Annotated in this window: 23 protein-coding genes and 1 tRNA gene; 17 read left to right on the top strand and 7 right to left on the bottom strand. The window is 60.1% G+C overall.

What is annotated here, in order from left to right:
* Position 1: 1 nt before the first annotated feature.
* The 4 genes from ACR0NB_RS06580 to ACR0NB_RS06565 all read left to right on the top strand — a co-directional run bounded on the left by ACR0NB_RS06580 (position 2) and on the right by ACR0NB_RS06565 (position 2365).
* Entirely contained in the window at positions 2 to 553 is a 552-nt protein-coding gene (locus tag ACR0NB_RS06580) for a 6,7-dimethyl-8-ribityllumazine synthase (protein WP_480726770.1), read from the top strand.
* Positions 550 to 1032, top strand: coding sequence for a transcription antitermination factor NusB (nusB, locus tag ACR0NB_RS06575; protein ID WP_149776798.1), 483 nt, complete (start codon positions 550 to 552; stop codon positions 1030 to 1032). The genes ACR0NB_RS06580 and nusB overlap by 4 nt, the downstream gene beginning before the upstream one ends.
* A gap of 67 nt (positions 1033 to 1099) precedes the next feature.
* A complete protein-coding gene (locus ACR0NB_RS06570; RefSeq protein WP_170339706.1) occupies positions 1100 to 1396 on the top strand; it encodes a hypothetical protein in 297 nt (98 codons plus the stop codon).
* Between the two features lie 537 nt (positions 1397 to 1933).
* Complete coding sequence (locus tag ACR0NB_RS06565) at positions 1934 to 2365, top strand: MmcB family DNA repair protein (RefSeq protein ID WP_170357518.1); 432 nt, start codon at positions 1934 to 1936, stop codon at positions 2363 to 2365.
* A 2-nt stretch (positions 2366 to 2367) separates the two neighbouring features.
* Here the strand turns inward: ACR0NB_RS06565 and ACR0NB_RS06560 are convergent, their stop codons facing one another.
* Entirely contained in the window at positions 2368 to 2556 is a 189-nt protein-coding gene (locus ACR0NB_RS06560) for a DUF6324 family protein (RefSeq protein WP_093961768.1), read from the bottom strand.
* A 70-nt stretch (positions 2557 to 2626) separates the two neighbouring features.
* Here ACR0NB_RS06560 and ACR0NB_RS06555 point away from each other — a divergent pair, with 70 nt between their 5' ends.
* The 7 genes from ACR0NB_RS06555 to ACR0NB_RS06525 all read left to right on the top strand — a co-directional run bounded on the left by ACR0NB_RS06555 (position 2627) and on the right by ACR0NB_RS06525 (position 9674).
* Complete coding sequence (locus tag ACR0NB_RS06555; protein WP_170445388.1) at positions 2627 to 3118, top strand: GNAT family N-acetyltransferase; 492 nt, start codon at positions 2627 to 2629, stop codon at positions 3116 to 3118.
* 47 nt (positions 3119 to 3165) lie between these two features.
* Positions 3166 to 3242 (top strand) — tRNA-His (locus ACR0NB_RS06550).
* Positions 3243 to 3606: 364 nt separating this feature from the next.
* Positions 3607 to 4590 carry a glycosyltransferase family 2 protein gene (locus ACR0NB_RS06545; RefSeq protein WP_480775229.1) on the top strand — a complete coding sequence of 328 codons (984 nt, stop codon included), beginning with the start codon at positions 3607 to 3609 and terminating at the stop codon, positions 4588 to 4590.
* Between the two features lie 5 nt (positions 4591 to 4595).
* On the top strand, positions 4596 to 5531 hold the full coding sequence (locus ACR0NB_RS06540; protein WP_480775228.1) for a hypothetical protein: 936 nt from the start codon (positions 4596 to 4598) through the stop codon (positions 5529 to 5531).
* Positions 5528 to 7522 carry a tetratricopeptide repeat protein gene (locus tag ACR0NB_RS06535; RefSeq protein WP_480775227.1) on the top strand — a complete coding sequence of 665 codons (1995 nt, stop codon included), beginning with the start codon at positions 5528 to 5530 and terminating at the stop codon, positions 7520 to 7522. The genes ACR0NB_RS06540 and ACR0NB_RS06535 overlap by 4 nt, the downstream gene beginning before the upstream one ends.
* Before the next feature lie 164 nt (positions 7523 to 7686).
* Positions 7687 to 8691 (top strand): glycosyltransferase family 2 protein, encoded by a 1005-nt coding sequence (locus ACR0NB_RS06530; protein ID WP_480775226.1) that lies wholly within the window; start codon positions 7687 to 7689, stop codon positions 8689 to 8691.
* Positions 8691 to 9674, top strand: coding sequence for a hypothetical protein (locus ACR0NB_RS06525; protein ID WP_480775225.1), 984 nt, complete (start codon positions 8691 to 8693; stop codon positions 9672 to 9674). Before ACR0NB_RS06530 ends, ACR0NB_RS06525 begins: the two co-directional genes overlap by 1 nt.
* 18 nt (positions 9675 to 9692) lie before the next feature.
* On the opposite strand, the gene ACR0NB_RS06520 is transcribed toward ACR0NB_RS06525, so the two are convergent.
* Entirely contained in the window at positions 9693 to 9995 is a 303-nt protein-coding gene (locus ACR0NB_RS06520; protein WP_093961773.1) for a DUF6476 family protein, read from the bottom strand.
* On the opposite strand from ACR0NB_RS06520, the gene ACR0NB_RS06515 reads away from it, so the two are divergent.
* A complete protein-coding gene (locus tag ACR0NB_RS06515; protein ID WP_480775224.1) occupies positions 9994 to 11037 on the top strand; it encodes an RluA family pseudouridine synthase in 1044 nt (347 codons plus the stop codon). The genes ACR0NB_RS06520 and ACR0NB_RS06515 overlap by 2 nt on opposite strands.
* A gap of 124 nt (positions 11038 to 11161) precedes the next feature.
* Entirely contained in the window at positions 11162 to 12058 is an 897-nt protein-coding gene (gene rpoH / locus ACR0NB_RS06510; RefSeq protein WP_170339682.1) for an RNA polymerase sigma factor RpoH, read from the top strand.
* Positions 12059 to 12118: 60 nt separating this feature from the next.
* Here the strand turns inward: rpoH and ACR0NB_RS06505 are convergent, their stop codons facing one another.
* Positions 12119 to 13297: a dipeptidase gene (locus tag ACR0NB_RS06505; protein WP_480775223.1), complete on the bottom strand. Its 1179-nt coding sequence runs from the start codon at positions 13295 to 13297 to the stop codon at positions 12119 to 12121.
* Positions 13298 to 13444: 147 nt separating this feature from the next.
* Between ACR0NB_RS06505 and ACR0NB_RS06500 the strand changes: the two genes are divergently transcribed.
* From ACR0NB_RS06500 to ACR0NB_RS06490, 3 genes are read left to right on the top strand one after another with little or no spacing between them, the layout of a single operon-like run.
* Complete coding sequence (locus tag ACR0NB_RS06500) at positions 13445 to 14419, top strand: Gfo/Idh/MocA family protein (RefSeq protein WP_480775222.1); 975 nt, start codon at positions 13445 to 13447, stop codon at positions 14417 to 14419.
* A 57-nt stretch (positions 14420 to 14476) separates the two neighbouring features.
* A complete protein-coding gene (locus tag ACR0NB_RS06495; RefSeq protein ID WP_093961778.1) occupies positions 14477 to 14746 on the top strand; it encodes a DksA/TraR family C4-type zinc finger protein in 270 nt (89 codons plus the stop codon).
* Entirely contained in the window at positions 14743 to 15630 is an 888-nt protein-coding gene (locus tag ACR0NB_RS06490; RefSeq protein ID WP_342355375.1) for a DMT family transporter, read from the top strand. The genes ACR0NB_RS06495 and ACR0NB_RS06490 overlap by 4 nt, the downstream gene beginning before the upstream one ends.
* Before the next feature lie 18 nt (positions 15631 to 15648).
* Here the strand turns inward: ACR0NB_RS06490 and ACR0NB_RS06485 are convergent, their stop codons facing one another.
* The 4 genes from ACR0NB_RS06485 to ACR0NB_RS06470 all read right to left on the bottom strand — a co-directional run bounded on the left by ACR0NB_RS06485 (position 15649) and on the right by ACR0NB_RS06470 (position 19040).
* Positions 15649 to 15885, bottom strand: a complete 237-nt coding sequence (locus tag ACR0NB_RS06485) for a hypothetical protein (protein WP_170339106.1) — start codon at positions 15883 to 15885, stop codon at positions 15649 to 15651.
* Positions 15882 to 17702: a M3 family oligoendopeptidase gene (locus ACR0NB_RS06480; RefSeq protein WP_480775221.1), complete on the bottom strand. Its 1821-nt coding sequence runs from the start codon at positions 17700 to 17702 to the stop codon at positions 15882 to 15884. Before ACR0NB_RS06480 ends, ACR0NB_RS06485 begins: the two co-directional genes overlap by 4 nt.
* Before the next feature lie 70 nt (positions 17703 to 17772).
* The gene (locus ACR0NB_RS06475) at positions 17773 to 18750 is read right to left on the bottom strand and encodes an alpha/beta hydrolase (protein ID WP_170371250.1); all 978 of its coding nucleotides are present in this window, start codon (positions 18748 to 18750) and stop codon (positions 17773 to 17775) included.
* The gene (locus ACR0NB_RS06470; RefSeq protein ID WP_093961784.1) at positions 18750 to 19040 is read right to left on the bottom strand and encodes an SCP2 sterol-binding domain-containing protein; all 291 of its coding nucleotides are present in this window, start codon (positions 19038 to 19040) and stop codon (positions 18750 to 18752) included. Before ACR0NB_RS06470 ends, ACR0NB_RS06475 begins: the two co-directional genes overlap by 1 nt.
* A 68-nt stretch (positions 19041 to 19108) precedes the next feature.
* Here ACR0NB_RS06470 and ACR0NB_RS06465 point away from each other — a divergent pair, with 68 nt between their 5' ends.
* Positions 19109 to 19678 (top strand): tetratricopeptide repeat protein, encoded by a 570-nt coding sequence (locus tag ACR0NB_RS06465; RefSeq protein WP_480775220.1) that lies wholly within the window; start codon positions 19109 to 19111, stop codon positions 19676 to 19678.
* The last annotated feature ends 15 nt before the right edge of the window (positions 19679 to 19693 follow it).

Below are 19693 nucleotides of genomic sequence, written 5' to 3'. Positions count from 1 at the left end.
CATGGCTGAGCAAGACAAACACGGCGTTCTGCCGACCCCGAAATTCGACGACCCGGTCAAGCTGCTGATCGTCGTGGCCCCGTTCTATCGCGCCATCGCCGACGACCTGGTTCGCGGCGCCAAGGCCGAGATCGAGGCCGCCGGCGGCAGTTGCGAGGTGGTCGAGGTGCCCGGCGCGCTCGAGATTCCGACCGCGATTGCCATGGCCGACCGCCAGTGCAACTTTGACGGCTATGTGGCGCTGGGCTGCGTGATCCGGGGCGAGACCACGCATTACGAAACCGTCTGCAACGATTCCAGCCGCGCGATCCAACTGCTGGGTCTGCAGGGGCTGTGCATCGGCAACGGCATCCTGACGGTTGAAAATGACGCGCAGGCCGAAGTGCGCGCAAATCCGGAAGAGATGAACAAAGGTGGCGGCGCGGCGGCTGCGGCCTTGCATCTGATCGCGCTCAGACGTAAGTGGGGCGCTTCGAAAAAGGGCGTCGGATTCAAGCCGCCGTCCGAGTCCATCCTCGTGGCGGGCGACAGCAACGGATCAACGACAGCATGACCCAGACAGACACGCCGAAACCGGCAAACCGGAAACGCCTGATGAAATCCGCCGCGCGGCTGTATGCCGTGCAGGCGCTGTTCCAGATGGAGCAGTCGGGCCAGACGACCGAGCAGGTGGTCAACGAGTTTCTGGATCACCGGTTCGGCGCGGTCTACGAGGGCGACGAGATGTTGGAAGGCGACAGCACGCTGTTTCGCAAGCTGGTGGATGATGCTGTGAACTATCAGGCGCCGATCGACCAGATGACCGACCGTGCGCTGGTGGCCAAGTGGCCGATCTCGCGCATCGACCCGACCCTGCGGGCACTGTTCCGCGCGGCCGGCGCCGAGCTGAGCCAGAGCGACACGCCGCCCAAGGTGGTCATCACCGAATTCGTCGACGTGGCGCGTGCCTTCTTCCCCGAAGGAAAAGAGCCGAAATTCGTCAACGCGGTACTGGATCACATGGCCCGCGAGGCCAAGCCCGAGGCGTTCTGACGCGCCACGGGCGATTTTACCCGGCATGAAATTGCGCTAGACTCCTGTCAAGTGAAGGAGGTGCGTCATGCCGAAACTGATCCGTCTTTACATCACCCAGGTCGCACTCGGCTTTGTGATCTCGGCTGTGTTTGTCGCGGTGCTGCTGCTTTTGAACGTGGCCAACCTGCGTCACCTCATCACCGGGTCCGACATTGGCTTTATCGCGCTGATCATGATCTGGTTCATGAACGGGATCGTCTTTGCAGGCGTCCAATTCGCCTATGCGATCATGAGCATGGCCGAAAAGCCCAAAGGCCCGCGTGGAGGCACGCCGGTCGCGGTCAAGTTGGAACCCGTGCGCGTTGAAGCGCGCCGGTCGTGATGGGCCAGAGCCGCTTTGCGCTTGTTTTGACCAATTTGTCGACAGGCACAGCCCTTTGCGCCTGAACACTTTCGCATCTATAGAGCCGGAACTGTCGCAATCGAGTGCTCAATTGTTCCCGGAAGAAGACTGAGGAAACCTCTCAACGGCGGGACTTCTCGCGCGTCGGGTCTGACGGACATCCCCTAATCGGAAGGCGGCGGGACCACCAGGCAACCGTGCGGTTTTGATTCCCGAGGACCTGTATGTACAGGTGGGCGCCAGGTAAACGGGCCAGGACCCGAACAGAGCCAGCTCCCTCGGAATTGCTTAAGGCCACCGGAATGCTACCAGTCACGAGAAGGGCAGAACCCGCCAAGCGCCTAAGTAGGGCGCAACACTCAGTTGCACAAGGGGCATGCTCAACAGTTTTTGGTCTGGGTCGTGCGGAAGTTGATTGTAGGGGCAAATCTTGGGCATGCGGGCCGGTCAGATCCGGGATGATGATCAAAACCTGCCAACTTGACAATTTGTTCACTAATTGTTCACACTCTGCGCATGACAGTTGAGCTTCAGCCCGGACAAAGACTGGCCAGGGGTGTCTCTAGACACCTAGTGACGCACGGCTTTGTTTCGATTGAGGAATTCGTCCCGACCCGCGGGTTGCGCGTTGACGTCATGGGGTTGGGGCCAAAGGGCGAGCTTTGGGTGATCGAGTGCAAGTCAAGCCGGGCCGACTATATGTCCGATTCGAAGTGGCAGGGTTATCTGGATTGGTGCGACCGCTTCTTCTGGGCGGTGGACACGGACTTTCCCACCGAGCTGCTGCCCGCTGAAACCGGACTTATCATTGCGGATGCTTATGACGCCGAGATCATCCGCATGTCCCCCGAGACCAAGTTGGCCGGGGCAAGACGCAAAAAGATGATCCAGAAATTTGCCATGGACGCCGCGCGACGGTTGCACGGCCTGCGTGATCCGCGGCTTTGATTTCAGCCTTTGACGGCGCGTGCGGCTTGTGCTGCGGCGCGGATCTCGTCGGCGATTTCCTCGGCTTCTTCCGGGTCGAAATCCATGGGGATTTCCAGCTCGCCCGCCTCGATGAACAGGCGTACCATTCCATGGTCGGTCGGACCGATCTGAAGGTTCGCTTCGATGTCACGTTCGGTATTGATGCCCATTCTCGCCTCCGGGGACTGAGCGTTTCTGCTAGCCTGCAACGCAATGGGAATCAAGCGGAGTGTGTGGCCGATGCTGCAAGGGGACAATGCTGAGATCCGGCCGTTTCGCGAAGATGACCGCGATTGGCTGGTCGAGCGCCACGGAACACTTTACGCGCGGGATGAAGGATTTGACGAGAGCTTCGCTCCGCTGGTGGCCCGTATTCTGGACGAATTTGTCGCCGGGCGTGATCCCCAACGCGAGAGGGGATGGATCGTTGAAAGTGACGGAAAGCGCCTTGGTAGTATTTTCTGTGTCGCGCAGGATGAAACTACCGCCAAACTGCGGCTTTTTTTGCTGGAACCCGACGCGCGGGGCAGGGGACTTGGGGCGCGGCTTTTGATGACATGCATGGATTTTGCACGATCCGCGGGCTATGCGTCGATGGTGTTGTGGACCCACGAAAGCCACAGGGCTGCCTGCAAGCTGTACCAAGCGTATGGATGGCGCCTGACCGACAGCAAACCGGTTCATTCCTTCGGCGTCGATCTCATCGAACAAAGCTGGTCAATTCGACTTTAAGGCTCTTGCAATCCCCGAACGCGTTCGTTAAATCGCCCCTCACGAGTGCCGCCTTAGCTCAGTTGGTTAGAGCGCTGGATTGTGGATCCAGAGGTCCCCTGTTCAAGCCAGGGAGGCGGTACCATCTCCCCTCGACAAGACTGCTCGTCCGCCGCTTTTGACGTGCGCTGTTTTTCCGTTAGTAGGGTTGGGATTAACGAGGCCGGTCGCAAGAGATTTGCGGTGCAACTGGCGGAATTAGTTTGGTTTTTACTGGTCCCTTTTACGCCGTAACCCAAAATTCTGGGATTATTTGAGAGGGCAATCGACTCCAGATGGGACCTGTTGTCTGCTTCCGTGGTGCTTAGGGCGCTTGCGTCCGAAGGTCGGTTACACGTGTAGCGGTGCACCAGTGGGCCCAGACATTCCCCCGTACGGAATTCGACCCTCGCAGCATTGGTGCGCTTTGTGTAAGAAGAAGGTCAAAGGCAGTTCGGGAACAGGCGTAAATGTCTCAGACCATTACCGTATTCACGACGATGAAAAACGAAGGCCCCTACATGCTGGAGTGGGTCGCATTTCATCGGACTTTGGGCGTCGATCACTTTGTGATCTTCACCAATGACTGCGAGGACGGTACCGACAGAATTGCACAACGGCTTGAGCAGATGGGTTTGGCCTCACACGTCCCAAATGCTGTGCCTGAGGGTGGAAACCCCCAGCACCAGATGCTCCGGCGGGCACGGCGACATCCCAAGGTCAAAGAAGCCGATTGGCTGATGTGCCTTGATGTCGATGAGTTTTGGAACATCCGATGCGGCGACAACAGCTTCGCGGCGTTGATTGATGCCGTCGAACAGAAGGCAGGACAATCGGTGGACGCCATTTCGTTCGCATGGCGGTTGTTTGGGACGTCGGGCAATATCAGTTTTGACGACACGCCCGTGACACGGTCTTTTTGCATGGCCGATCAGGAGTTTCCCTATCATTCGGGTCGCGCATATGGTCTGAAAACGCTGTTTCGGAACAATGGCAAGTTCACTCGGTTCGGTCCGCATAGACCCAAGGGCATTGAACAGGGCAAAGAGGCCGAGGTCGCATGGTCGGACGCCGGCGGAAATCTGTTTCCGGCCCAGAATGTCGGTTGGCGCGCGTGGAGGAATTTTGACCATTCCTTCGGACGGCTCCATCATTATTCCGTTCGATCTCTGGATGGCTTTCTTATCAAGCGGGACCGGGGACGGACCAACCACGTAAAGGTGGATCAGGGGCAATCCTACTGGTCGGACATGAATGCAAACAAGGTTAAGGACACCTCGATCCAGCCGATCGCTCAGCGTGCAGCACCGTTGCTTGACGAACTCAAATCGGATCCCGAGCTGCGCGAATTGCACGAACGGGCCTGCGACTGGCACCGCGCCAAAATCGCCGAGATCAAGATGCGCCCTGATTGGGTGGAGTTCCGGTCTTGGCTGGTCGACAATCTGGTGTGACGGCAATGGCGGACGATCTGACCAAAGCGCAGCTGCAACCTGACCACCCGGATCGGAAGACCGGCTATGAACGCATTCTGACCGATCCGCCTCCGCCTTGGTTTGTCGAGATTTACCCCGGCGGGGACGGGACGGGGTTTCTGCAAAAGCTCGACCGCCATTCGGTTATCTTCCACCAGCGTGACCCGGCGCGGCTGGTCATCAGTTTCGACAATATTGCAAATGCCAATGACCTGTCCTTTGCCCGCGAGCCGTGGGGCTGGAAATTTTTTCGGGACGAGGGGTGGTCCCATCTGGGCGTGATCGCCCGCACCAAGGCATGGTATCGCGACCTCGAAATCATCGGTTATTTCGAGGACAAGGCGCGCGAGGGGTTTTTTGACAAATTCGATCAGGTCGTGTTTGCCGGGGCGTCCATGGGAGGGTTTGCTGCGTTGACCTTCTCGGCGCTGGTGCCGGGTGCGATCGTCATTGCGTTCAATCCTCAGACCACATTGGACGAGCGGCGGGTCCCTTGGGAAACTCGCTATCGGTTCGGCCGTGTCCAGGACTGGGATCTGCCACTGAGCGACGCTGTCGAAACCGTTCAGGCAGCTGCTCGAGCCTATGTGTTTTACGACCCGTTCTTTGACTTGGACAGGCAACAGGTCACACGGCTGCAGGGCGGCAATGTCGTTCTTCTCAAAACCTGGTTCGCCAACCACTTTGCCGCGCCCATGCTGCGGAAACTCAATCTTTTGAAGCCGGTGATGCAACATGCGATGCGTGGGACCCTGGAGCCGTCCGAGTACTACAAGATGATGCGTGCCCGCCGGAGACTGCCGATCTACATGCGCGGTATTGAAGCTGTGGGCGAAGAGCGTCACCCAAAGCTGGTAATGGCCGCCCGCCAGCGGTTCCGGGCCATGCGCCGGGCTATGGCGGCAGGGGACGCGTCATGACGCCCAAACGGGGCGTGTTCATCGGCCAGCGCAAGGACCGCATGGGTGCCCGACTGCTGATGATGCTGACCTGCATACGCCTGGCCGAGGATTTTGACGCGGATTATCGGGTCAACTGGTTTCCACCGGGGGCCGATGCCCCCGAATTGGACAACCCGGAAGAGCTGTTCGATCCCGAATGGATCAAGTCTCACTTTCTGGATCAGAAAACCCACGATCGGCTGTCGAAGAATGCGCTGCCCGTCTGGAGCTTTTTGGGCGACGCGACGCCCGATCGGCTGACGGCGCATCTGGCCGCTGGCCGTTCGGTCTTGGTCGAAGAGGGGTTTGAGGTTCTTGCCTTTCCTTGGGAGGATACTGAGGCGATCCGCCCGCGCTACCGCGAGTTCATTCACTGTATCGGGTTCACTCCGCAAATCCGGCACATCATGGAGCTTGCCGATGCAAGGCTCTCGGGGCAGGGCGTTTCTGCCTACCATATCCGGCGCGGTGACATCCTGAACGCGCTGCCCTGGAAGCACACCACCTGGCCGGCAAAGGTCGAGCCGGAAGAACTCTACGATATGCATCTTTCCAAGAGGCAGGACCGGCCCGCGATCATGTTCTCGGACCAGCCCGAGCTGATTGCGCGGTTTCAAAAGCGTTATCCGAACCTGATGCAGATGTCCGACATTGCGGACCTGTCGGGAATGACCCGAGCACAGCGCGACTTTCTCGAGCTTTACGCGATGTCCCGGGCCGAGCAGGTGATCGCTCCGTTCATCTCGGCCTTTTCCATGGCGGCCGCACGGATATCGGGGCAGCAAAGACTGGTATTCCGCGATGTCCTGACCGAGGCCGAACTGGACGAGGCGAACGAAAACGTCATCCGACGTGTGGCGCAAGGGCCCGAGACTTTTCTGAACCCGTCAGAGGCCGCCCATGTCTATGCCAAGGCCGCGCAATATCTGTGCGCCCAGGATCGGTGCCAAGAGGCTTATGATCTGGGTCAGCCCATCCTCGATGCCGGGGCGGACAACGCTTTTCTGCCCCTGTTGCAGGCGTTGAATGCGTTCTACCTGGGCAAGTGGAAGGAAAGCGAGCAGCTGGCCCGGGACGGGTTGGAAAACCCGCATCTTTGGCCCGAAGATCACGCGGTTCTGACTGCATTGCGGGGGGCCATCCTTGGCGCCAGAAAGAAACGCTGGGCTGCCGGGCGTCATTTCGCAAAAGCGTTTTGGGCCAAGCCGTTGCGACCCGATGTTGTGGTTTTGGGTTCGCGCATGCTGTACCGCGACCAACTGCCCGTTCGACTGTTTCCGCCGGTGGATTGGTCCCTGCAGCGCAGGCTGCGCCAACGTCGGTTTCCGCCGTTCAACAACCTGTACCTTGTCCAGCACAAGGTGATCGTGAGGGCGCCCTGCAATTTCGACATGATCCTGCTTGATTGGTCCGATCTTTCCCTGGACCAGCGCGCCAAGCGGCTGCAGGACAGCAGTCCGCGCCTGCAAGCTTTGCGGGCCGGGCTGACTACGATCGACGACGTGCCGGAACAGGACCCCGCTGTGGAAAGCCTGTCATCGTTGCTGCAATGGCGCATGGGCGAGGTTGCCGTCGAGGCGGCAATTGATGCCGCCCGGGACGTGGTCTTGCGGTGCCCTGACAACCCTCTGTACCACAAACGTCTTGCCGAGCTTTATGCGGATGCCGGTGACCGACGACAGGCGCGATTGACTATGGCCGAGGCGCTGGCTTGTGACCCTGACAGCGCGTCTCTGGTTTTCGCGATGGGGCAACTCTTGGTGCGCATCGGCGCTGAAGAGCAGGCCGAGGCGCAGATCCTGCACGCGGCCGAGCTGGACGACATCACCGCTGCCATTCAAGGGGCCGCGGGTCAGATTTGCCTGAAGCGTGGTGAAAAACAGCGGGCGCAGGTGTTTCTGCAACGGGCCAAGGCATTGTGTCCAACCTACAAACGGTTTTCCAACCAGCTCAAAAGGGCAGAGGGGTAACATGCGGGCCTTTTACGATATCCAGCACCATTCAGGGTCATCTGTGTGCAAACACGCCCAAGGTTTCGGCTTGGTCACCGCCTGCAATGGAATTACTCTGGCGGGCAAACACTGGTCTTGCGTGCCCGCGTCCGGCCTGCAAGGCAGCAAAAACTGAGGCAAAAATGGTCGATCAGCCCCCCCGCTTTGTCAGCGTTACCCCGATGAAGAACGAAGGCCCGTTCGTTCTGGAATGGGTCGCGCACAATCAGGCTATTGGCATCGACCTGATGGTCGTGATGACGAATGACTGCACGGACGGAACGGATGCGCTGCTCGAGCGGCTCGACCAGCGCGGGGTTCTGATCCATGTGGACAACAATTCCCGCCGCGCAACAAGCCCTCAGAAACGCGCGTACAAACGCTTTTTGCAGATGGACATCGCGGGGCCTGAAGACTGGGTGATCGTGGTCGACGCCGACGAGCAGATCAATGTAAAGACGGGTGACAACACGCTGAAATCATTGGTTGATGCCCTGCCGGATGCCAAGATGATTTCAATGACCTGGCGCTTGTTCGGCAATGCCGGAGTGGTTCAATACGAAGACAGATTCCTGTCCGACCAATTCCGCCGTGCTGCCCCCGAGCGCAAACCCAGACCGGCGCAGGCATGGGGATTGAAAACGATGTTCCAGCGGCACTTGTGGGATGTGATCGGTGTTCACCGCCCCAAACGTCCGACGGTCGACCGCATGGAAGACTGCCACTGGTACAATGGTTCGGGCCAGCCAATGCCCGAGCGGTATTTTACAAGCAGTTGGCGGTCGGCGCGGGACTCGGTCGGATATGACCTTGTGCAACTCAACCACTACGCTCTGAAGTCCTGCGAGAGCTACTTGGTTAAGAAAGTGCGGGGACGGGCTCATCACACGGGTGACAGCCTGGGCTTGGAATACTGGAACATCATGAACCAGAATGCGGTGGTCGAAACATCGATCGATGCGATTGCCGCGCGCAAGCGGGACTGTTTCGACGACCTGATGTCGGACCCCGAAACGGCCCGGCTGCACCGTCAGTCCTGCGAACTGCACCGCAAACAGATATCGGAACTGCTTGGCACTTCCGAGATGCAGGAGTTGATGCATCAGATGACCACGCAGGCCGATACCGTCACAAAAGGCGCGACCTAATGCTGTGGTTGCATTTGGGGATGCCGAAGACCGGGACGACGGCCTTGCAGTCCTATCTGCGCAACAATGCGTCGGCCTTGTCGGATGCCGGGCTCAGATACATGGAGGCCGGACGTCGCAGACCGGAAGGGGGCGATCGCCCCAAGGTCAGCCATAATCTGTTGGCGTTCCACATGAACCAGTCCGCAGAACCGATGGACAAGTACCGTGAGGCCGTTGCGCGCGAGTACGAGGCACATGGCAGCAAGGCCTGCCTGATGTCGTCGGAAATGTTCTATTCGGCCAATCTGGAACGGCTTGCGCAGCTCTTCACCGAAATACCCGCACGCGAAATGCGTGTGGTATTCTATTGCCGCCGCTACTCCGATTTCTTTGAGGCGGATTACAAGCAGCGGGCCAAAAATGGCCGTTTGCCAGCCGACGGTTCAGCCTTGATTCGGGACCAGCTGGCGAAGATCAAGGCCGAGCCTCACTCGGTTTCTTTTTCCGGCGCGGTTTCCCGAATCCGCAACGCGTTCCCGGGTGTCACGGTTGTGCCGGCACTCTATGACCGCGAGGAAATGTTGAATGGCAATATCGTCGATGACTTCCTGAACAAACTGGGCGTGTCGCGACCGGAAGGGGAGGTTGCCAGCGAGCCTGCCAATCCAACACTGTCCCGCGCCGCAAGTGAAGCCTTTGGCGTCGTCACGCGAGCCATCGGGCGCAAGCGCAGCCGCCAACTGCGTCGTCAGGTGCCCAAAGAACCCATCATGTTCCGGCGCCACGACGTTCTGGAACCCGAGGAACGGGCATGGCTTGATACCTATTTGACCGAAGCCGACGAAGGATTTCGGGCTGAGTTCTTTCCCGACCGGGACACTCTGTTCAAACCGGTCTGGCTGAGCCCGGACGAAGTCAGGTTTCGTCGTGATGCGCCGGACGAGATCATTGCGTTCAAGCAGGCTGCAGAAATCGTGTTCAGAATGGCCTTGGGTGAATAGGCTGGCGGCGCCAAAGACTCAATCAAGCGAGATCTGCTGTCGTTGCTTCCCGGTGGTCTTGTCGAAGATCAGGATGCGGTTGTCATCGGTCACCACGGCGAACCAGTTGTTTCCGATGGTCACGGCTTGGGCCTTTGCACCGTCCGGCAGTTCGATCTGATCGGGCAGGGTGGGGGTTCTGTCCGATAGACGGATGACAATCAAAGCGAATGTCACTAGAACCCCGCCAATCATCACCGCGGTCAGCAGCATGACCATGCGGCGCAGAAGGCGCAGTTGAGGCGTTTCCTGCGGTTCTTGGGGATCTGAAGGGACAGTCATGGGCACCCGGCAAATAGACTTCGTTATCGCGGACGCTCCGCCGCCCCGCCTTGATAAGGCGCTTTCGCGGGATGTTCCAGCAGATGAAAACCTGTCGCGTACCCGGCTGGCCCGGCTGATCGAAGAGGGCGCGGTTCTGGTCGACGGCAAGGTCGTGCTTAACGCCAAAGCCAAAGTGCCGGAAGGCGCCGTTGTGTCCATAACCGTCTCCGAAGCGGACGAGAGTCACATCGGGGCCGAGGACATTCCGTTGGACATCGTGCATGAAGACGCTGACCTGATCGTGATCAACAAGCCTGCGGGCATGGTCGTCCACCCGGCACCGGGATCGCCCAACGGCACTTTGGTGAACGCCCTGCTGCACCACTGTGGCGAGGAATTGTCGGGGGTAGGCGGGGTCAAGCGGCCGGGCATCGTGCACCGGATCGACAAGGATACCAGCGGGTTGCTGGTGGTTTCCAAATCGGACGCCGCCCACCAGGGGCTGGCGGCCCAGTTCGAGGCGCACAGCGTCGAGCGCTACTATCGTGCGGTCTGCTATGGCGTTCCGGATGCCAATGACCCGCGGCTGCGCGGTGTCAAAGGCGTGAGTTTTGAGCCCGGCAACGTGATGCGCATCACAACGCAACTGGCCCGGCACAAACATGATCGGCAGAAACAGGCGGTGCTTTTTCATGGCGGGCGCCATGCCGTGACGCGCGCGCGCGTCGTTGACGTGTTCGGACAACCCGGCGCGGTATCATTGATCGAGTGCTGGCTGGAAACCGGACGAACCCACCAGATTCGGGTGCACATGGCACATGCCGGCCACGGCTTGGTGGGCGACCCGGTCTATGGCGGCAAGCGCAAACTGTCGGCCCGGTCGTTTGATGCAGACGCTGCGGAGGCGGTGCGTGCGTTCCCGCGCCAAGCCCTGCACGCGGCGGTCCTGGGCTTTGTTCATCCCGTTTCCGGCGAGGAAATGCGTTTTGAGGCAGCATTGCCGCAAGACATCGAGGCACTCATCTCGGTTCTGAAACAACCTGCAAAGTCTCGTGACTAAGACTTTCTTAGCTTTCCTTTATCGTTCCTTAATCCCAGACTGTTAACACCTGCTCTTGAATGGTCCTGAACGTGGCCCCATATCCATGTTAAGGGCGTAAACATTTGTCCAAGGGACGTGATACATGGCAAATTACAAAAATCTCCCCGTGCCTACGCCAGAAGGTGGGCTGAACCGGTATCTGCAGGAAATCCGCAAATTCCCCCTGCTGGAGCCGGAAGAGGAGTACATGCTGGCCAAACGTTGGGTCGAAGAGCAGGACACCGAAGCGGCGCACAAGATGGTGACATCGCATCTGCGACTGGCCGCCAAGATCGCCATGGGCTATCGCGGCTATGGTTTGCCGCAGGCCGAGGTGATTTCCGAGGCCAATGTGGGCCTGATGCAAGCCGTGAAACGGTTTGACCCGGAAAAAGGCTTCCGTCTGGCGACCTATGCGATGTGGTGGATCCGCGCCTCGATCCAGGAATATATCCTGCGGTCCTGGTCGCTGGTGAAACTGGGCACCACCTCGGCGCAGAAAAAGCTGTTCTTCAATCTGCGCAAGGCGAAAGCACGGATTGGCGCGTTGGAGGAGGGCGACCTGCACCCGGACAATGTCAAGCGGATCGCCAATGACTTGGGCGTGACCGAAGAAGAGGTCATCAGCATGAACCGCCGCATGTCGGGTGGGGATGCGTCGCTGAACGCCACGGTCGGGTCCGAGGGCGAAGGCACCATGCAGTGGCAGGACTGGCTGGAAGACGAAGATGCCGACCAGGCCGGCGACTATGAGGCCCGCGAAGAGCTTGAGGTGCGCCGCGAGTTGCTGACCGAGGCGCTGGACGTCCTGAACGACCGCGAAAAGGACATCCTGACCCAGCGCCGGTTGATGGATCAGCCCGTGACGCTCGAGGAACTGAGTACGCAGTACAATGTCAGCCGCGAACGCATCCGTCAGATCGAGGTGCGCGCCTTTGAAAAGCTGCAGAAAAAGATGCGCGAGTTGGCGCGTGAAAAGGGCATGCTGGCCACCGCCTGATCACGGAAATCCGATGAACAAGCGGCCCGGGGAAACCCGGGCCGTTTTTTTCGTCGTGCCCTACTGCAGTTGCTGGCGGAATACCCGTACCATGTTTTCGCCCATGACCTTGCGGATCTGCGCTTCGGTCAGGCCCTCGTCCAACAAGGCCGAGGTCAGCGCCGCCAGTTCCGACGTGTCGAATGCGGTCTCGACCGAGCCGTCATAGTCAGACCCCAGTGCCACATGGTCTTCCCCGACCGTCTCGATGGCTGCCTTGATCATTTTGGCAATTCCCGCCGGGGCGATGTCGCCGCAGGTGACGTCTGCCCAGTATCCCATCCCGATGACACCGCCGGTCGCGGCGATTTCCTTCATCAGGTCATCGGGATAGTTGCGCTTGACCGGGCAGAACCCGTGAAGACCGCCATGGCTGACGATCAGCGGTTCGTCGGTCATGGCCAGCACGTCGCGCGCCACTTGCGGGCTGGAATGAGCCAGGTCGATCACCACCGGGCGCTTGGCCAATTCGGCCACCACCTGCCGCCCGAATTCGGTCAGGCCCGTGTTCCCGGTGCCGTGCAGCGAGCCGCCCAGTTCGTTGTCAAAGAAATGCTGAAGCCCGAACACCCTGTGGCCCGCCTCGAATATCGGGTCGAGATTGGCCAGATCGCCCTCCAGCGGATGGGCGCCTTCGATCCCCAGAATGCCGCCTACGACCTGTTCGCCGCGCGCGCGGGCGTCGAGCACCGCATCCAGATCCGCGCGGGTCTTGATGACCTTGAGATGTCCGTTTGAGGCGGCCTCGAACCGGTGCAGTTTCTCGGCCTGATAAATCGCGCGTTCCTTCAGGCTGTCCCAGGTGCGCAGCGGCCAAAGCTGACCGATGGCCAGCAGGGTGATGTTGTCGAACGCCTCGGCCGAGTTTACCTCGTAATTCTGCCCGGCCGGTGATTTGGTCACTGCGGTGAACACCTGCAGGGCCACGTTGCCTTCGATCAGCCGGGGAATATCCACCTGGCCGCGGGTTCCGCGCTCGGTCAGGTCGCGGCTCCACAACAGCGGATCGGCATGCAGGTCGCCCACGATCAGGGTTTCGTGCAGAGCCGCGGCAGTGTCGGACACCGGATATGGGTCGTGGTCGATCACGTTGTTGCGCGCGTTTTCGACATACGGCGGCACTACCACGAAAAATATCACGGCCCCGATGACGACCACAGCCGCCGTGAGGCCTGCCAGCCATTTCAGAAATCTTCTCACGTTAGTCCCTCCCGTTTGTCATGCGCAGATTACGGGTGTCCCGCGCACAGAAAAGCCTGACTTGGCGTCGCTTGGCTGATACAGAAGGCGCAACAGATGTTGGCGCAAACATTTCAGCGCGGAACATGGTCAAATACGGAGGAAACCATGCACAAACCGGTTCAATGGGGCATTCTGGGGGCGGCGAAATTCGCACGCCAGTTCATGGGGCCGGCGATCCATGCGGCCTCGGGTGCGCGGCTGGCCGCCCTGGCGACCTCGGATCCGGCCAAGGTCGAGCCTTTTCAGGACTTCTGCCCGGACCTTACGGTCTTTGACGACTATGACGCGCTACTGGCTTCGCCCGAAATCGAGGCGGTCTATATCCCTCTGCCGAACCACCTGCATGTGGAATGGAGTCTGAAAGCGCTGGACGCTGGCAAGCACGTTCTGTGTGAAAAGCCGATGACCATGCGCGCCGAGGAGTTCGACGCTCTGATCCACAAGCGCGACCAGACCGGGCTGCTGGCGGCCGAGGCCTATATGATCGTGCACCACCCGCAGTGGCAGCATGTGCGCGACCTGATCGCCGAAGGCGCCATCGGAGATCTGGTGCATGTCACGGGCGCATTCAGCTTCGACAACCGCGCGGACACAGGCAATATCCGCAACCGCGCCGAAACCGGCGGCGGCGGGCTGCGCGACATCGGTGTCTACGTCATCGGGTCGGCCCGTTTTGCGACGGGGCAGGAACCGGACACCGTGCAATCGGCCATCCGCTGGGAGGATGGCATCGACGCGTTCACCGAAATCCGCGCGCAGTTTCCCGGCTTTACCTATTCGGCCTATGTCTCGATCCGAATGCATCCGCATCAAGAAATGGTCTTTCACGGCGAGCGCGGCCTGATCCGCCTGACCGCGCCGTTCAACGCGCGAGTGTTTGGCGAGGCCCGGGTCGAGCTGCATCGCCCGGGGCTTGAGGTTCTGGTGCGGCGCTTCCCGGCCGACGATCACTACAAGCTGCAGGTCGAGGCGTTTTGCCGGTCCGTTCGCGCGGGCGACGAATACCCGTGTCAGCTCGAATTCTCGCGCGGGACGCAGGCGATGATCGACCGGGTGTTAGACGGCGCAACGCCGCTCTGACTTGCGTGATCAGCCGCCCCACGCCTAAACTGGTGAGCACCTGAACAGGAGGGGGCCATGGCCGGAGGCTGGGCGCGCGACGGCGCTGTAAGTGAACAGATCGAGGCTTCGATTTCAGACGAGCTGGCACGGATGCAGGCAAAAAAGCGTCCGGTCGGTGAAAGCCTGACCCATTGTGCAGAGTGCGAAGAACCGATCCCCGAAAAGCGCCGACTGGCGATCCCCGGGGTCAAGCTGTGCCTGGATTGCCAGCAAGAGCGTGATGGTGCTTTCAAGGCCCGCGGCGGTATCAATCGGCGCGGCTCCAAGGACAGCCAGCTCAAGTGAAGGGGCCCGGCAAAGACGGCGGTTCCCTTTTTCAGAATGGCTTGTTTCTTGGGTTCATGGCCGCATTTCTTTGGGGCACGCACAGCGTCATCGTGCGCTACCTGACCGGAGATCTGGGTGGCATGCAAATTGCCACAACTAGGCTGTTCATAGCTGCTTTGGCCATCTACGGCATGTTGCGTGCGATGAATGCGCCGGTTTCCGTCCAGCTCCGGGATTGGAACTTCCGTCTTGCGGTTTTGGCGACCGTCATCAACTATATTTTGTTTCATATCGGGCTTGAACACACCGGTGCAGGCAGCGCGATGGTGTTGGAAAATACCGCGCCGTTCTTTGTTCTGGTTTTCTTGTATTTCTTCGCCGACACCCCTGTTGGAAAAACCGATGTTCTGGCGACCCTTCTGGCCATCTTGGGGGTCTTTCTTACGGTTTTCCGCGATTTCGAAGGCGGCGGGGACCCGGTTCTGGGGGATATGATGGAAATTGGGGCCGGGGTCAGCTGGGCGGTGTTCCTGATCGCCAGCAGTCGGGCCATGCGCGCGTCGAAATCGACGGCCGAGCGTCTGAATTTCCTGTTTGGTGTGTTCCTGTGCTCGGCCGTAATTCTGCTTCCGCTGTCCGTTTTTGCACTGAGGATGCCATCCGGCAGCGATTTGGTGTTTTTGGTTTTGCTGGGCGTTTTCCCGACTGCGTTGGCCTACTACCTTTGGTACGAGGCCGCCGCGCGTGTATCGACGTTGACCGCGACCCTTTTGTTCGCCGCCTCGGTGGTGTTCACCTTCGTCAATTCGGCAATTTTTCTGGGGGCACCGATCACCCCAATGGCTGCGATTGGGGCGGGATTGATCGTATTCGCGGTGTTCCTCACGACCAGAAAAAACTAGGCGACAGCCGGAACGGGGTTATCGGCGGCGCCACCAGCGCCGCAGCAGGTTGACGTCCATGGCGGCAACCATGATGCCCAAGGGGATCATCCAAAACCCCAGAACAGGAAGGAAGCCGAAAACGCCTGCGACGATCAACAAAAGTCCCACGACAAACCGCAGCCCCCGCGGGACATTGCGGCGGATCCGGGCGAGAACAGGGCGCAGGCGGTCCTTGATGGCCCGCCAACGCCCCTTGTCGGTTGGGTCTGTCACCCCTCCAGGGCCTCCAACTCGTCGATCATGCCCGAGATCATCGACAGGCCCTTGTCCCAGAATTTCGGGTCGCTGGCATCCAGCCCGAACGGGGCCAGCAGCTCTTTGTGGTGTTTGGAGCCGCCCGCGCGGAGCATCTCGAAATACTTTTCCTCGAACCCGTCCGCGCCGCTTTCATAGACCGAGTAGAGCGCGTTCACCAACCCGTCGCCGAAAGCATAGGCGTAGACATAGAAGGGCGAATGAACAAAGTGCGGGATATAGGCCCAGAAGGTCTCGTACCCGTCCATGAATTCAAACGCCGGGCCAAGGCTTTCGGCCTGAACGCTCATCCACAAGGCATTGATGTCGTCCGGCGTCAGTTCGCCCTCGCGGCGGGCGGTGTGCAGCTTGCATTCAAAGTCGTAGAAGGCGATCTGGCGGATCACCGTGTTGATCATGTCCTCGACCTTGCCGGCCAGCAGAACCTTGCGCTGCTCGGGCGTTTCGGCCTGATCCAGCATCTTGCGGAAGGTCAGCATCTCGCCGAAGACGCTGGCAGTTTCGGCCAGCGTCAGGGGGGTCGAGGACAGCATCTCGCCCTGACCGGCGGCCAACACCTGATGCACGCCGTGGCCCAACTCGTGCGCAAGCGTCATCACGTCGCGCGGTTTGCCCAGGTAGTTGAGCATCACGTAAGGATGCACCTCGGTCACGGTAGGGTGCGCGAAGGCGCCCGGAGCCTTGCCCGGTTTCACCGCCGCGTCGATCCAGCCTTTCGAAAAGAACGGTGCTGCAATCTCGGCCATGCGGGGATCGAAAGCGGCATAAGCCTCCATCACGGTCTTCTCGGCGTCCTCCCACGACACGGTGCGGGTGTCTTCCATCGGCAGCGGCGCGTTGCGGTCCCAGACCTGCATCACATCCAGCCCCAGCCATTTGCGCTTGAGCTCGTAATACCGGTGGCTGAGCTTGGGGTAGGCGGCCACGACTGCTTCGCGCAGGGCTTCGACCACTTCGGGTTCGACATCGTTCGCCAGGTGCCGCGCGGTCTGCGGGGTCGGCATCTTGCGCCAGCGGTCGATGATTTCCTTTTCCTTGGCCTGCGTGTTGTGGACGCGGGCAAAGGTTTTGACGTTGTCCTGAAACACGCGGGCCAGTTCGCGGGCCGCAGTCTCGCGCTTGGACCGGTCCTGTTCGGTCAGCAGGTTCAGGGTGCCCTCGATGTTCAGCTCTTCGCCGTTCACCGTGAAGGTCAGCCCTGCAATGGTTTCGTCGAACAGCCGTTCCCACGCGTCGCCGACCACCCCCAGATCATGCAGGAATTTCTCCAGTTCGTCCGACAGTTGATAGGGCTTCATCGCGCGGATGCGGCGGAAGACGGGCTCGTACCGGGCCAGGTCCGCGTTGGCCTTGAAATGAGCGGCCAGCACGTCATCGTCGATGCGGTTGATCTCGAGCGTGAAGAACACCAGCGGCGTGGTGAACAGCGTGACCTTTTCCTGCATGTCCGACAGGAACTTGGCGCGCTCGGCATCCGTGGTCAGCTGGTAATATCGCAGTCCGGCAAAAGACATGATGCGCCCGGCGACGGCGTTGATTTTTTCGTTGCGCTGGACACAGGTCAGCAGGCCCTGCGCATCCAGATCGGCCAGCGTGCCTTCGTAGTCGGCGGCAAAACCCGCGCATTCCTGCTCCAGCCACTCAAGATCGCGGGTCAGTTCCGGCGCGTCCTGCCCCTTGTACAGATCGTCCAGGTTCCATTCCGGCAGGTTGCCAAGGTTGTCGGCGCCGCCACCGGCATTTGCGTCTCGGACGGGGAAGGGAAGCTCGTGCATGGAACACCTCGATTGTCTGCGTTGGATCACATCTAGGCGCAGGGCGCACGGATCACAAGCAGCCGAGGTGTCAGCGCGTCATCGCAAGCTCGGGTGTCTGCCCGTTGGCGGCGGCCGAGAAATGCGCGGCCATCTCTTCGAATACGGGGCCGCGGACCTCGGGGGGTTCCATCATCACCTCGTGTTCGCCGTCGGGGATCTCGACCAGCCGGCCGCTGGGCCAATTCGCCATCCGCGCCCGGATCGCCTTGCGGTCCACGATCTGCTCGTGGCTGCCAAGATAGGTCAGACAGGGAATGTCGGGGGCGGTCTGCGCCATCAGCCAGGAGCATTCGTCCAGTGCCTCGCGTAGCCAGATGGTCGACGGCGCACCCAGGGCCAGTTCGGGATGCGCTTTCAACTGATCCTGCATCATCCGGTACATTCCGGCGTCGCGGGTCAGCGCGTTGCCCTCGAAAGGCTGGATCAGAACATAGCTTTCCAGTGACGTGGTCGGGGGCGTCTTTTCGCCCAGCCCGATCCGAGGCCCCCAATAGGCGGTCAGACGGCTGAGCGGTTTCATCAGTGGGGTGAAGAAAATGCCCCACATCGGACCCGTGAAGGCACAAGAGGCAAACAGGCCGGTTTCCAGAACAGCGCGCATCCCGATCGCGCCGCCCATCGAATGGCCGATCACGTGCCAGGGTTTCGGCAGGCCAAGCTGCTCGGCCAGTTTCAGCGTTTCGCGCACGTCCTGCTGATAGTCGGTAAACTTGTCCACATGGCCAACGCGCGGATCTTCCAGCAATCTGTCAGCCAGACCCTGTCCGCGCCAATCCACGGCCAGTACAGCAAAGCCGCGTTGTACGAACTCACCCGCGGCATTGCCATATTTTTCAATATATTCCGTGCGGCCGGGAAAGATCATCACCGTCCCGGTCGCCTCACCTTCGGGGCGCCAGTGGCCCACGCGAATGCGTGTGCCGTCGCTTGTGGTCAACCAGTGCGCGGCGCCGCCGGCGGGACCGCCGGCCACATCTTCAAAGAACGGGGCCGGCGACAAATCCATCAGGCCAGCACCGAGGCAAGCTTCATGGCAACACCCATGTCGCCGTCGACGCTCAGCTTGCCGGCCATGAACGCACCCGTGGGGTTCAGCTCACCGCTGAGGATCTGCTCGAACGTTTCCGCGTCGGCGCTCAGGGTGACTTCGGCGTCCTCGTCGCTGACCCGCGCACCGTTTTCATCCAACACGATCGAGCCGAGGTCGGCGATGGCGAATTTCGCCGACGAATCGAAATCGCCACCCGACAGTTTTTCGTTCAGCGCGGCTGCCGCTTTTTCAAGAGTGTCGCTCATGGTCTTCCTCATTTGTTAGTGCGCCGTGAATGGACATCCGCGGTCGCAACGCTACACTGATCATTGTTATGAGCATTGCAATCAACAATCTCAAAGGTACCGTTGCGGCATTTGCCGTCCTAGTCATGTATTCCACCACTGGGATTGCGCAACAGGCCGATTTGCGGGACGAAGCCGAGCTACTGCGGCAGCTTTCCGAAGCGTCGCCCGAGCAGGCAGCCGGTCTGGATCGGCAACTGCAGTCGCTGTGGTCGCAATCAGGGTCTGCCTCGGCTGATCTGCTGCTTGAGCGCGGACGCGAAGCACTGGACGATGGCAATGTCGAAGCCGCGTTGGACCATCTGACGGCACTGACAGACCATGCACCCGATTTCGCAGAAGGTTGGCATGTGCGCGCCTCCGTGTTTTTTGGGCTGGAGCGGTTCGGCATGGCGGCCGCCGATCTTGAGCACGCGCTTGCGTTGAACCCGAACAATTACGAAGCCATCTACGGGCTTGGCCTGATCTTTGAGGTGCTGGGTCAGCCCGAACAGGCCTATGACGCCTATTCCCGCGCGCTGGCTATACATCCCCATCACGAAGAAGTAACCAATGCCGTGAATCGGCTGAAACCGCAGATTGCGGGCAAGGCGCTTTAAGGTCCGGGCAGGGGG

It is taken from the genome of Ruegeria sp. CG3 (assembly GCF_056537205.1).
This window is presented reverse-complemented; position numbering and strand designations above follow the sequence as displayed.